The organism is Kribbella sp. NPDC004536 (assembly GCF_042873835.1).
Taxonomy (GTDB): Bacteria; Actinomycetota; Actinomycetes; order Propionibacteriales; family Kribbellaceae; genus Kribbella.
In genome coordinates this window covers 1,051,234-1,063,271 of record NZ_JBIALY010000001.1, presented here as the reverse complement: position 1 = coordinate 1,063,271, position 12,038 = coordinate 1,051,234, and the positions used below count along the sequence as shown (strand labels likewise).

The 12,038-nt window shown below is 69.8% G+C and carries 13 protein-coding genes; 10 read left to right on the top strand and 3 right to left on the bottom strand.

All coding sequences use genetic code 11. The features are described 5' to 3' along the window. The first annotated feature begins 5 nt into the window (after nucleotides 1-5). From ACFYRU_RS05180 to ACFYRU_RS05150, 7 genes are all read left to right on the top strand, one after another. Complete coding sequence (locus ACFYRU_RS05180) at nucleotides 6-1,160, top strand: alpha/beta fold hydrolase (protein ID WP_387653132.1); 1,155 nt, start codon at nucleotides 6-8, stop codon at nucleotides 1,158-1,160. A gap of 162 nt (nucleotides 1,161-1,322) precedes the next feature. Continuing rightward, complete coding sequence (tsaE, locus tag ACFYRU_RS05175; protein WP_387653131.1) at nucleotides 1,323-2,249, top strand: tRNA (adenosine(37)-N6)-threonylcarbamoyltransferase complex ATPase subunit type 1 TsaE; 927 nt, start codon at nucleotides 1,323-1,325, stop codon at nucleotides 2,247-2,249. A 1-nt stretch (nucleotide 2,250) separates the two neighbouring features. Further along, complete coding sequence (gene tsaB, locus ACFYRU_RS05170; protein ID WP_387653129.1) at nucleotides 2,251-3,141, top strand: tRNA (adenosine(37)-N6)-threonylcarbamoyltransferase complex dimerization subunit type 1 TsaB; 891 nt, start codon at nucleotides 2,251-2,253, stop codon at nucleotides 3,139-3,141. Continuing rightward, a complete protein-coding gene (locus tag ACFYRU_RS05165; protein WP_387653128.1) occupies nucleotides 3,138-3,587 on the top strand; it encodes a GNAT family N-acetyltransferase in 450 nt (149 codons plus the stop codon). Before tsaB ends, ACFYRU_RS05165 begins: the two co-directional genes overlap by 4 nt. Continuing rightward, a complete protein-coding gene (gene tsaD, locus ACFYRU_RS05160; RefSeq protein ID WP_387653126.1) occupies nucleotides 3,584-4,636 on the top strand; it encodes a tRNA (adenosine(37)-N6)-threonylcarbamoyltransferase complex transferase subunit TsaD in 1,053 nt (350 codons plus the stop codon). The genes ACFYRU_RS05165 and tsaD overlap by 4 nt, the downstream gene beginning before the upstream one ends. After that, nucleotides 4,633-5,079, top strand: a complete 447-nt coding sequence (locus ACFYRU_RS05155; RefSeq protein WP_387653124.1) for a GNAT family N-acetyltransferase — start codon at nucleotides 4,633-4,635, stop codon at nucleotides 5,077-5,079. Before tsaD ends, ACFYRU_RS05155 begins: the two co-directional genes overlap by 4 nt. Next, the gene (locus ACFYRU_RS05150; RefSeq protein WP_387653122.1) at nucleotides 5,076-5,894 is read left to right on the top strand and encodes an alpha/beta hydrolase; all 819 of its coding nucleotides are present in this window, start codon (nucleotides 5,076-5,078) and stop codon (nucleotides 5,892-5,894) included. The genes ACFYRU_RS05155 and ACFYRU_RS05150 overlap by 4 nt, the downstream gene beginning before the upstream one ends. Before the next feature lie 175 nt (nucleotides 5,895-6,069). Here the strand turns inward: ACFYRU_RS05150 and ACFYRU_RS05145 are convergent, their stop codons facing one another. Continuing rightward, entirely contained in the window at nucleotides 6,070-6,846 is a 777-nt protein-coding gene (locus tag ACFYRU_RS05145) for an AraC family transcriptional regulator (protein ID WP_387653118.1), read from the bottom strand. A 54-nt stretch (nucleotides 6,847-6,900) separates the two neighbouring features. Between ACFYRU_RS05145 and ACFYRU_RS05140 the strand changes: the two genes are divergently transcribed. Beyond that, complete coding sequence (locus ACFYRU_RS05140) at nucleotides 6,901-7,854, top strand: zinc-binding dehydrogenase (RefSeq protein ID WP_387653116.1); 954 nt, start codon at nucleotides 6,901-6,903, stop codon at nucleotides 7,852-7,854. Here the strand turns inward: ACFYRU_RS05140 and ACFYRU_RS05135 are convergent. Together ACFYRU_RS05135 and ACFYRU_RS05130 are read right to left on the bottom strand one after the other, a co-directional pair. Continuing rightward, entirely contained in the window at nucleotides 7,812-8,981 is a 1,170-nt protein-coding gene (locus ACFYRU_RS05135; protein ID WP_387653114.1) for a methyltransferase domain-containing protein, read from the bottom strand. The two genes, ACFYRU_RS05140 and ACFYRU_RS05135, sit on opposite strands and share 43 nt — an antisense overlap. A gap of 9 nt (nucleotides 8,982-8,990) precedes the next feature. Further along, a complete protein-coding gene (locus tag ACFYRU_RS05130) occupies nucleotides 8,991-9,566 on the bottom strand; it encodes a peptidoglycan-binding protein (RefSeq protein WP_387653112.1) in 576 nt (191 codons plus the stop codon). A gap of 214 nt (nucleotides 9,567-9,780) precedes the next feature. On the opposite strand from ACFYRU_RS05130, the gene groES reads away from it, so the two are divergent. Together groES and groL are read left to right on the top strand one after the other, a co-directional pair. Continuing rightward, entirely contained in the window at nucleotides 9,781-10,077 is a 297-nt protein-coding gene (gene groES, locus ACFYRU_RS05125; RefSeq protein ID WP_130384566.1) for a co-chaperone GroES, read from the top strand. Nucleotides 10,078-10,199: 122 nt separating this feature from the next. Further along, nucleotides 10,200-11,819, top strand: a complete 1,620-nt coding sequence (gene groL, locus ACFYRU_RS05120) for a chaperonin GroEL (RefSeq protein ID WP_387653109.1) — start codon at nucleotides 10,200-10,202, stop codon at nucleotides 11,817-11,819. Nucleotides 11,820-12,038: the final 219 nt, after the last annotated feature.

Below are 12,038 nucleotides of genomic sequence, written 5' to 3'. Positions count from 1 at the left end.
TCAGCATGTCCAAAGCAGGGCGGACTGCTGGTCTGATCGGGGCCGCGGTCGGAGTGCTGGCCGCGGGAGCAGCGGCCGGCGTGGCGGTCGAACGTACGGTCATCGGCCGGCGGTCGGGTCAGCGCAAGCAGCTCGAGGCGGAGCCGTTCGGCTCGGAGCGCGGTACGCCGTACATCTTCACCGCCGACGACGGTGTCGAGCTGTACGTCGAGGTCGACGAGCTGAAGCGTTCACGCCGCCCGGCGCCACCGCCGAAGCGCCGGCTCGGCCTGACCGGGGCGGTGGGGCGGGGAAAGAATGTGCACAGCAAGCTGCCGGTGCCGCCCGAGGACCTGACGGTCATCTTCACGCACGGGTACGGGCTCAACCTGGATCTGTGGCACTTCGAGCGGCGCGACCTGGCCGGTATCGGCAAGATGGTGTTCTACGACCACCGCTCGCACGGGCGGTCCGGCCGGTCGCCGAAGGAACACGTCAGCATCGACCAGCTCGGCAGGGACCTGTACGGGATCGTCGAGCAGTTCGCGCCGACCGGCCCGGTGATCCTGATCGGGCACTCGATGGGCGGCATGACGATCATGGCGCTGGCCGAGCAGCACCCGGAGCTCTTCGGGGACCGGGTGATCGGCGTCGGTCTGTGCTCGACCAGTGCGGGCGGTCTGGACCAGGTCCCGATCGTGTTCCCGGGCCGGATCGGGATGTGGGCGCGGGCGCTCGCGACGCCGACGGTCGCGGCGCTGGCCCGGATCCCGGAGGTGGTCGAACGCAGCCGGAAGGCCGGTTCGGACCTCAGCTACCTGCTGACCCGGAAGTACTCGTTCGGCTCCGAGGTGCCGCCGGCGTTCACCGAGTTCGTCAACGAGATGATCGCGGCGACGCCGATCGAGGTGATCGCGGAGTTCTACCCGATCTTCGCGCTGCACGACAAGTACGACGCCCTCGAGCCGCTGCAGAAGGTCGAGTGCGTGGTGATCGGCGGCGACAAGGACGCGCTGACGCCGTTCGACCACGCCGAGGAGATCGTCCGCCGAGTCCCGGGCGCCGAGCTGGTCGAGGTGAAGAACTGCGGCCACCTCGGCCTGATCGAGCACCACCGTGAATTCACCGCGGCCCTCCTTGGGATGATCGAGCGAGCCGAACAATCTTTAGGGGGTGTCTGATGGTGTCACGTCTACTGCGGGGCACTCAGCACGGCACCTCGCCGCACGGGTGCAAAGGCCACGATGCTCCGCATCGAGTCCTTCGCCCCCGCACGCCGATGCACCGCACTGAGCACCTCCTCGCGACGGCGTGACACCATCAGACACCCCCTTGGGACCCCAATGACAGACCTGCACGTCGTCGACGCCACTCAGGACCATGTCGACGACATCGTGAATGTGATCCACCACGCCTTCTCCGCGCGGCGGGTGCTCGACCCGCCGTCGACCCAGCTGTCCGAGAACGCGGCGACCGTCGGTGCGGCGATCGCCGAGCACGGTGGGTTGCTGGTACTCAGCGACGGCGTACCGCTCGGCGCGATGCTGTTCGAGCAGGACGGCGACGTACTGCACCTGCGCCGCGTCTCGGTGGACCCGCGGTACCAGACCCGCGGCGTCGCGTCGGCGATGGTCGGCTGCGCCGAGGAGGTCGCCGTACGGCGTGGGTTCAACCGGGTGAACCTGATCGCGCGGGTCGAACTGCCGGACACGGTGGAGTTCTGGCGGCGTCGGGGGTACTCCGTCGTCGACCGGCAGGCGCACAACCTGATCTACGCGAAGGCGCTTCCGATCGAGCTGACGGTGCCGACAGCGGACGACATGCAGGCGATCGGCGAGGAGCTCGCGGGGCAGTTGCACGCGGGCGACGTACTCGTACTGTCCGGTGATCTGGGTGCCGGGAAGACGACATTCACGCAGGGGCTCGGCGTCGGGCTGAAGGTGCGTGGCGCGATCACCTCGCCGACGTTCGTGATCTCGCGGGTGCACCCGTCGCTGGGCGGTGGTCCGGCGCTCGTACACGTCGACGCGTACCGGATCGGTGGGTTCGCCGAGCTGGACGACCTCGACCTGGACGCGAGCCTGGAGGACGCGGTCACCGTGGTCGAGTGGGGCCACGGCTTGGCGGAGGCGCTCGCGCCTGACCGGCTCGACATCGTGGTCACCCGCGGCGACGACGACACCGACGAGACCCGCGCACTGCGGATCACGCCGGTCGGCCCACGCTGGGCCGCATCCGGGGTACGCGTTTCGGTACTGGAGAAGAACTGACATGTTGCTTGCCTTCGACACCTCGAGTGCCGCTGTCACCGTCGCGCTCGCCACGCCGGCGGGGGAGATCGTCGCCTCGTCGACGACCGTGGATGCGCTCCGGCACGGGGAGTTGCTCGCGCCCGCGATCGCGGGCGCGCTGGAGACCGCGGGCGTGACGCCGCGCGACCTGACCGGGATCGCGGTCGGGGTCGGGCCGGGTCCGTTCACCGGGTTGCGCGTCGGGCTGGTGACGGCGCGGACGATGGGTGAGGTACTCGGGATCGAGGTCGCCGGGGTGTGCAGCCTCGACATCCTCGCGCGCCAGTCCACGCTGACCCTCCCGGTCGCGGTCGCCACGGACGCCCGCCGCAAGGAGATCTACTGGGCCCTCTACGACGGCCCCGCCCCCGACGGCACCCGCCGCCGCCTCGAAGGCCCCGCAGTAGACAAGCCCGCCGAGGTCGCCCACGTACTGTCCGGCCTGCCGGTAATCGGCCGAGCCGCCGCGCTGTACGCCGACATCCTCACCACCGTGCCGCCGTCCGCCCCCACCTCCGCCACCACCGCCGGCACCTCCGCCACCACCGCCGGCACCTCCGCCACCACCGCCGGCACCTCCGCCACCACCGCCGGCACCTCCACCGCCGGCACCTCCGCCACCGGCACCTCCGCCATCGGCACCTCCACCACCTCCACCACCGGCACCTCCGCCGCCGACGCCGCCTCCTCCACCTCCCACACCGCCGGCGTAGCCGGCGCGGGTGGGGTTGGCGCGGTTGTGGAGTACCCGTCGGCGGAGGTGTTGGCGACGGGCGTCGCGACTCGGACGTTGGAGGTGGTTGCGCCGGAGCCGATGTATCTGCGGCGGCCGGACGTGACGATGTCTGCCGGGCCGAAGAGTGTGCTGTGAGACCTGCGATCCGGGCTGTTGTCGCTGACGACCTGCCTTCGCTGGTCGCGCTGGACGCGGTGTGCTTCGGGGCCGAGGCGTGGAGCGAGATCGCCTGGGTGGACGAGTTCGAGCGGTTGTCCGAGGACCGGGTCGTACTGGTCGCGGACGAGGGTGCTGTGGTCGGGTTCGTCGTACTGCTCCTGCCTCCTGTGGTGGAGGACGTGGTCGAGGTGTTGCGGATCGCGGTGGCGCCTGAGGAGCGGCGGACGGGCATTGGTGGGCAGCTGATGACGATAGCCCTGGAACGTTGTGCAGGCAGGACAGTTCTGCTGGAAGTTGCTGCTGGCAACGAGTCGGCCCGGGCGCTGTACGCCGGGTTCGGGTTCGAGGAGATCAGCCGGCGGCGCGGGTACTACGCCGGTGGCGAGGATGCGGTGATCATGCGGTGGCGGGAGGAAGTATGAAGCAGGAGCCCCTGATTCTGGGGATCGAGACGTCGTGCGACGAGACCGGGGTCGGGATCGTGCGTGGGCAGACGTTGCTCGCGGACGCGATCGCGTCCAGTGTCGAGGAGCACGCGCGGTTCGGTGGCGTGGTCCCCGAGGTGGCGAGTCGTGCGCACCTCGAGGCGATGGTGCCGACGATCCGCCGCGCCTGCGAGACGGCCGGGATCAAACCGACCGACGTGGACGCGGTAGCGGTCACGAGCGGCCCCGGTCTGGCCGGCGCGCTGCTGGTCGGCGTGGCCGCGGCGAAGGGCCTCGCGCTGTCGCTGGACAAGCCGATCTACGGCGTCAACCACCTCGCGGCACACGTCGCCGTCGACACCTTGGAGCACGGTGACCTGCCGAAGGGCTGCGTCGCGATGCTGGTGTCCGGCGGGCACTCGTCGCTGCTCGCGGTCGAGGACATCACCGACGGGGTCGTACCCATGGGCAGCACCATCGACGACGCGGCCGGCGAGGCGTTCGACAAGGTCGCGCGGGTGCTCGGGCTGCCGTTCCCCGGCGGTCCGTGGATCGACAAGGCGGCCCGGGACGGCGGCGACCGGCTGTACGTGACGTTCCCGCGCGGGCTGACCTCGCAGCGGGACCTCGAGCGGCACCGGTTCGACTTCTCGTTCTCCGGGCTGAAGACCGCGGTCGCGCGCTGGGTCGAGGCCAAGCGGCGCGACGGCGAGGACGTACCGGTGAACCACGTCGCGGCGGCCTTCCAGGAGGCCGTCTGCGACGTACTGACCCGCAAGGCGATCGACGCGTGCAAGGACCGCGGGTTCGAGCACCTGCTGATCGGTGGCGGCGTCGCGGCGAACTCGCGGCTCCGGGCGATGGCCGAGGAGCGCGCGAACGCAGCCGGGATCACGGTACGAGTGCCGCGGCCCGGGCTGTGCACGGACAACGGCGCGATGGTCGCCGCGCTCGGCTCGGAGCTGGTCCGCGCCGGTCGCGAGCCGTCCCCGCTGGATCTCCCGGCCGACTCCTCGATGCCGATCACGGAGGTACTGAACAAATGAAGTGGACCGGGCCGGACGGCTTCGAGGCGGACGACGACGCCGAACGGATCGACGCGACCGTCGTACAGGGCTTCCTGAGTACGTCGTACTGGGCGACCGGCATCCCGCACGAGGTCGTCGAGCGGGCGATCGCCGGTTCGCTGAACCTCGGGGTGTACGGCGCGGACGGTGCGATGGTCGCGTACGCGCGGATGGTGACGGACCGGGCCACGTTCGCGTGGCTGGCGGACGTGTTCGTCGTGGAGTCGCACCGCGGGCACGGCCTCGGACGGTTCGTCGTCTCGACGCTGCTGGAACACCCGGACCTGAAGGGTTTGCGGCAGGTCCTGCTGGCGACGGCCGACGCGCACGAGCTCTACCGTTCGTACGGCTTCACCGAGACGCCGCCGGGCCGGATGATGGCGATCCGCAAGGAACCGGCCGAGCTGTACGCACGGCCGTGAGGCGTCCGGGTGTCGACCTCGTCCGGCACCCGGCGGGGGCCGGCACCTTGGTGCTGCTCGCGCACGGCGGCGAGGAACACTCGCGCGCCGTGCCGCATCTGTGGCGGCCCGCGTTGCTGCGGATGTGGCCGTTCGCGGCGGTGGCACGGTCGGCCGCACCGGACGCCGCGATCGGGTTCGCCCGGTACCGCTTCCGCGGCTGGAACGACGACGGCGATCCGGCGGTCGACCTGCGTGCGGTGCTCGACGAGTTGCCGTACGAGCGGGTGCTGTTGATCGGGCATTCGATGGGCGGCCGAGCGGTGGTTGCGGCCGGTGATCACGCGCGGGTGGCGGGCGTGCTCGCGTTGGCGCCGTGGCTGCCCGCCGACGAGCCGCTCGTCGCGCTCCGTCCGCCGGTGACCTTCGTACACGGGGTTGACGACACAATCACGGATCCGGCGGGTACGGCGGCGTACGCCGAGCGGCTGCGGGCGACCGGGGTGCCGGTGACGACGTACTCGCTGGCCGGAGAAAGGCATGCGATGCTGCGCCGGCCGAGCGACTGGAACCGCCTGGTAGGCGAGTTCGTGCGCGGGGCCGCGACCGGCGGCGACGACGAGCACTTGCCGGCGACGGAGGCGCGGACGGCGCCGACGGCGGGTCGGAAGGAGCCGACGGGCGCGCGGACGGCGCCGACGGGGGGTCGGGAGGAGCCGACGGGTGCGGGGGTGGCGCCGGTGGGCGTCCAGGTGGTGTTGGCGGTGGCCGGGATCGCGGCGGCACGGCTGCGGCTGCCGGTGAAGGAACAGTGGCGGGCAGAGGCCTGGGGGTGATGCGCACCGCTTGCTCCCCAGGCGAACGGTCAGCGGCCAACCGATTCCACGCTCAGCCTCGCCGACCCAGGTGAACGAACGGTGACAGATTAGTGGCGGGTCTCCGGGGAGCGCGGCAACGAGCGCAGCACCTCGCTCGTCGGCAAGTCGCCCGGAGACCCGCACGCGAGATCGATCATATGTTCGAATGTGGGTCGAGCGCAAGTGCGCGATGCCGCCCGGGCGTGGTGCCGACAATAGCGGCGAACGCGGTGATGAAACCGCTCGGGTTCGCCCAGCCGCACGCGTGCGCGACGTACGTGGTGTCGTGACCGGCGGCCAGCAGGACGAGCGCGTGGTAGACGCGGAGCTGGGTGCGCCATTCGTAGTAGGTCATGCCGAGTTCGTTGCGGATGAGGCGGCTGAGGGTGCGGGCGCCGGCTCCGGCGTGGCGGCCGAGGTCGGCGAGTGGCATGTTGTCGGCGGGGTTGTCGTGCAGGTGCCGGGCGATCGCGCGCAGGCGGTCGTCCTGCGGTTCGGGCAGTTGAAGTGGTTGCTCGGTCGCTTCGTCGAGTTCGTCGACGAGCACCCGGTGCAGGCGGGCGCGAGCGGTTGTCTCGAGCTCGCGGCTCGTGAGGGCGAGCAGGACCTCGCGGGCCAGGCCGGAGGCGAGGAAGACGGCAGGACGGTCGGGCAGGTGCCGTGAGAGCGCGGGTGACAGGAAGACGATCCGCATGTCGGTCTCGCCGTGCGCGCGATGGTGGTGAGTGGTTCCGGCCGGCGTCCAGGCGACGCGGTTGGCCGGGACGATCGACGTACGTCGCTCGGTGTGGACGGACAGCACGCCGCGAGCCGCGTACACCAGATGTCCCTCGTCGTGGGTGTGGACCGGGCTGATGCCGCCGGATTCCCACTGGTGAGCGCCCGCGGACGGGAAGAGCTCCGATCGGACAGGTTGGCGGCCAATGGGCATAGCTTGGCATTCTATCGGTGGTCGGCCACCAGCTTCTCCGGCGACAGTGAACGCATGACAATGCGTGCGGCGGTGTGTGTACGGGCGGGTGGGCCGGAAGTGCTGGAGATCCGGGAGCTGCCGGTGCCGGCGGTACGGGACGGGTGGAGCCTGGTCCGGGTGTACGGCGCGGGGCTGAACCGGTCGGAGCTTCGTACCCGGCAGGGGCATTCGCCGTCGGTGGTGTTCCCGCGGGTCCTCGGGATCGAGTGTGTCGGGGTGGTCGAGGTCTCGACGGATCCCGCCGTACCGGAGGGGACGACGGTCGCGGCGGTGATGGGGGAGATGGGCCGGGCGTACGACGGTGGGTACGCGGAGTACGCATTGTTGCCCAACGCAACGTTGATGCCGCTCTCGAGTGCGTTGCCGTGGGAGGTGCTCGCGGCTTTGCCGGAGACCTACCTGACCGCGCAGGGCGCGCTCGATGCGCTGGGGATCGAGCGTGGTGGGCGGTTGCTGATCCGCGGCGGTACGTCGTCGGTCGGGATGGCTGCTGCCGCGATCGCGGCCGGGCACGGCGTGGAGACGGCGGTGACCACACGGCAGGCGTGGAAGGCTGCGGCGCTCACGGCCGATCACGTGCTGGTCGACGGATCTGTGCTGGAGGTCTGGCCGGACGGGCCGGACTACGTGCTCGATCTGGTCGGCGCGCGGACGGCGGTGGACTCGCTGCGGGTCGTACGGCGAGGTGGCACCGTCTGCGTCGCCGGATCGCTCAGCGGCTGGCTGATCGAGGCGTTCGAGCCGATCGCGATGATCCCGACCGGGACCCGGCTGACCGCGTTCCACAGCGAAACGATGAAGGGCCGGTCGGACGTCCTGCAGCGGATCGTCGACGAGGTCGAGGCAGGCGTCTACCGGCCGAACGTGGATCAGGTGTTCAAGCTGGACGAGATCGCCGCAGCGCACCAGTACATGGAGGACGATCAGGCGACCGGCAAGGTCGTCGTCACCCTGCGGCAGGAGTAGGCGACCGCGTCCCGGCCGATCCGCGTGACAATCAGCGTCGCCTGCTGTGAACCTTTGGGTGCGAGCTTCTTGCGCAGCTGGGCCGGGTCGAGGTCGACACCACGCTTCTTGATCTCCAACGTGCCGATGTCGTGTGTGCGTACCCAGGAGCGCAGTGCTTTCTCCTTGTAGGGCAGCTCTTCCAGGACCTCGTACGACGAGGCCAGTGGAGTCGCGACGTACTTCGCAGCCGTCACGTAGGCAATACGCGGGTCCAGCAGCCAGCCGTGCACCGCTGCAGCTACTGCAGTAACCAGGCCGGCCCTGACGACAGCACCGTCCGGCTCGTAGATGTACTGCCCTACCGGACCGCTGTCGGCGTCCGGTGCGTCCGTGACAGTGGCTCCGCCCGGCAGCAACGTGGCGCGGCGAGAGATGCCTGTGCAGAGCAGCCCTGACCACAGGGCGGCCTCCTTCACCTCACCGGCGTCGCTGATCCACTCTGCTTCCACACCGTCGGGGATCGCGTTGTGTGGGATACCAGGGGCGACCTTCACGCACGCGGTCCGTTCCAGAAGGCTGGTGACGAAGGACCACGGCGGCGAGTACGCGTTGTGGTCGAACACCCGGCGCCCGTCCGCACGACGAGCAGGGTCCGCGAAGACCACGTCGTACGGCGTGAGGTCCGTGGACTCGGCGTCACCTACTAGTACGTCTCCTGGCAGGCCCAGTGCGGACAGGTTGGCGCGGGCGGTGGCTGCCGTCTCCGGGTCGCGTTCTACGCCGGTGACACGGAGGCCGGCGCGCGCCGCGGTGACGAGATCGCCGCCGATACCGCAACCCAGGTCGACCACCCTGGCGCCAGGTATCGTCGTTGCGAGGCGGCTGGCTCGGTGCGTCGCGACTGTGGTGCGGGTTGCTTGTTCCAGGCCGTCTGGGGTGAAGTACATGCGCTCCGCGTCCGAGCCGAACTTAGCTACGGCGCGGTGGCGCAACGATGCTTGCGTGACAGCAGCCGTGACAAGCGTTGCGTCGTACTGACGTCTTAGCTTCTCCACCAGTTGCAGCTCGTTGCCCGGGCGAAACTCGGCGCAGGCAGCGGCCAGCACCTCGGCGCCCGGGCCGTCCAGCAACGCGGTGACAGTCACCTGGCAACTTTAGAGGGGGCTGGAACAGCTCCTGCTCCAGCTGCGGGTCGCCATCGAGTACAGGCGCCAGTTCATCGCGGAGCGGGTCATCGGGCCGTAGATGCCGTCCACCACGAGGTGGTGCTTGCTCTGGACCGCCTTGATCGCCGCGCGGGTCTTGCTGCCGTAGATGCCGTCCACAGCGAGCTTGCTGCCGTAGCAGAAGTTGAGATTGCGCTGCAGTACCAAGATGGCGGTCTCCGGGTCACCTGTCCGGTTGGAGCCGCGGTACGGGTCGTCGCCGTACATCAGGTTGCAGTTGGTGCTCGAGCTGCCGAGCAGGGAGGGCATCGGGATGCCCCAGCTGCGGTTCACCGGTACGAGCCTCGCAGACCTGCACTGGGGGAGCGCGGCGGCTGCCTTCAGCTCGGCCGCGGTAGCGTCGTGGGAGACGGGCTGGTCCGCATGCGGCTTGGACGGCGCTGGAGCGGCGGATGCGGGCGGGGAGTCGTGCTTCGAAGCGTTGGCTGCGACGGCCCCAACAGCCACTGCGCCGACCCCCGCCAGCACGACGAGGGCCTTGCCGGACAGCTTGGGTAGCCGCATAGCAACATTCTGTACTGAGGTGGTCACTCGGACCAGTGCGCCTCACGGTGAGATTCGTTTGGCACTCGAGTTGACCGAGTGCTAATCGCGGCCTAGATTCGGTGTTGGCACTCTCGGTGTGAGGGTGCCAGCGGTCCGGCCTCTGACCCCCGCGACGGCAGGGGAGCGCGACCACATGCCACAGACAAGCGAATTCGACCGTGGAGGTCAGCAAGTGTCGGTCACGATCAAGCCGCTCGAGGACCGCGTCCTCGTCGCGCCGCTCGAAGCCGAGCAGACCACGAAGTCCGGTCTGGTGATCCCGGACACCGCCAAGGAGAAGCCGCAGGAGGGCGAGATCCTCGCCGTCGGCCCGGGCCGGATCGACGACAACGGCAACCGCGTCCCGCTGGACGTCGCCGTCGGCGACAAGGTCATCTACTCCAAGTACGGCGGCACCGAGGTCAAGTACGACGGCCAGGACTACCTGATCCTGGGCGCCCGCGACATCCTCGCAGTCGTCAGCAAGTGACGTCCGCCCGCTGTTCCTGACTGACACCGCCCCGGGGCCTCTGGCACCGGGGCGGAGTGGGTCCGGACAGCGGGAGTTCGAGCCTGCAACGAGAGATATTCAGAAAAGGACTGGTTTTCTTCATGCCGAAGATCCTCGAGTTCGACGAGAACGCGCGGCGCGCGCTGGAGCGCGGCGTCGACAAGCTCGCGAACACGGTGAAGGTGACGCTGGGCCCGAAGGGCCGCTACGTCGTCCTGGACAAGAAGTGGGGCGCCCCGACCATCACCAACGACGGTGTCACCGTCGCCCGTGAGGTCGAGCTGGACGACCCGTTCGAGAACCTTGGTGCGCAGCTCACCAAGGAGGTCGCCACCAAGACCAACGACATCGCCGGTGACGGCACCACCACCGCGACGGTGCTGGCGCAGGCGCTGGTGCACGAGGGCCTGCGGGCGGTCGCCGCCGGCGCCAACCCGATGGGCCTCAAGCGCGGTATCGAGGCGGCCGTCGAGGCCGTGTCGGCCAAGCTGGTGGACACCGCGAAGCCGGTCGACGACAAGGGCGACATGGCCCACGTCGCGACCATCTCCGCCCGCGACGCCGAGATCGGCGCGCTGATCGCGGACGCGTTCGACAAGGTCGGCAAGGACGGTGTGATCACCGTCGAGGAGTCGAACACCTTCGGGACCGAGCTCGAGTTCACCGAGGGTATGCAGTTCGACAAGGGCTACATCTCGCCGTACTTCATCACCGACGCCGAGGCCGGCGAAGCGGTGCTGGAGGACCCGTACATCCTGATCCACCAGGGCAAGATCTCCGCGATCGCGGACCTGCTGCCGCTGCTGGAGAAGGTCGTGCAGTCCGGCAAGACGCTGCTGATCATCGCCGAGGACGTCGAGGCCGAGGCGCTGTCGACCTTGGTGGTCAACAAGATCCGCGGCAACTTCACCTCGGTCGCCGTCAAGGCGCCGGGCTTCGGTGACCGCCGCAAGGCGATGCTGGAGGACCTGGCCGCGCTCACCGGCGCGCAGGTCGTGGCCCCCGAGGTCGGGCTGAAGCTCGACCAGGTCGGTCTCGAGGTGCTCGGTTCGGCTCGCCGGATCGTCGTCTCCAAGGACAACACGACCGTCGTCGAGGGTTCCGGCAAGGCCGAGGACATCGAGGGCCGGGTCAACCAGATCAAGTCCGAGATCGAGCGCACCGACTCCGACTGGGACCGCGAGAAGCTGCAGGAGCGGCTGGCCAAGCTGGCCGGCGGCGTCTGCGTGATCAAGGTCGGCGCGGCCACCGAGGTCGAGCTGAAGGAGAAGAAGCACCGGATCGAGGACGCGGTGTCCGCGACCCGGGCCGCGATCGAGGAGGGCATCGTCGCCGGCGGCGGCTCCGCCCTGGTGCACGCGGCCACCGTCCTGGACAACGGCCTGGACCTGGAGGGCGACGAGCTCTCCGGCGTCAAGATCGTCCGCAAGGCGGTCGTCGAGCCGCTGCGCTGGATCGCCGAGAACGGCGGCTACGAGGGCTACGTCGTGGTCGCCAAGGTGTCCGAGCTGGAGTCCGGCAACGGCTTCAACGCGGCCACCGGCGAGTACGGCGACCTGCTCGGTAGCGGCGTACTGGACCCGGTCAAGGTGACGCGTTCCGCGCTCGCCAACGCCGGTTCGATCGCCGCGCTCCTGCTGACCACCGAGACCCTGGTGGTCGACAAGCCCGAGGACGAGGAACCCGCCGCAGCCGGCCACGGCCACGGCCACGGCCACTGACCCTCAGGCAGTAGTTCGACAGCACACACCCAGCACCGCCCGGCAGCCCCACTGCCGGGCGGTGCTCTGCTGCAAGCCGGACACCCCCGCCCACCCCACCCCACCACCCCACCCCTGCCCACCCACCCCCGCCGCCCCACGCCGGCCCGTTCAGCCACGCCGCTCCACCCCGCCAGGCTCGAGCACGCCATCCCGCCCCCGCGCTCAGCTACGCCGGTC

Excerpts from the sequence above, each read along its gene's own strand:
- ACFYRU_RS05130 (WP_387653112.1), bottom strand. The coding sequence starts at position 9,566 with ATGCGGCTACCCAAGCTGTCCGGCAAGGCCCTCGTCGTGCTGGCGGGG.
- tsaE (WP_387653131.1), top strand. The coding sequence starts at position 1,323 with ATGACAGACCTGCACGTCGTCGACGCCACTCAGGACCATGTCGACGAC.
- ACFYRU_RS05140 (WP_387653116.1), top strand. The coding sequence starts at position 6,901 with ATGACAATGCGTGCGGCGGTGTGTGTACGGGCGGGTGGGCCGGAAGTG.
- ACFYRU_RS05180 (WP_387653132.1), top strand. The coding sequence starts at position 6 with ATGTCCAAAGCAGGGCGGACTGCTGGTCTGATCGGGGCCGCGGTCGGA.
- tsaD (WP_387653126.1), top strand. The coding sequence starts at position 3,584 with ATGAAGCAGGAGCCCCTGATTCTGGGGATCGAGACGTCGTGCGACGAG.
- ACFYRU_RS05155 (WP_387653124.1), top strand. The coding sequence starts at position 4,633 with ATGAAGTGGACCGGGCCGGACGGCTTCGAGGCGGACGACGACGCCGAA.
- tsaB (WP_387653129.1), top strand. The coding sequence starts at position 2,251 with ATGTTGCTTGCCTTCGACACCTCGAGTGCCGCTGTCACCGTCGCGCTC.
- ACFYRU_RS05145 (WP_387653118.1), bottom strand. The coding sequence starts at position 6,846 with ATGCCCATTGGCCGCCAACCTGTCCGATCGGAGCTCTTCCCGTCCGCG.
- groL (WP_387653109.1), top strand. The coding sequence starts at position 10,200 with ATGCCGAAGATCCTCGAGTTCGACGAGAACGCGCGGCGCGCGCTGGAG.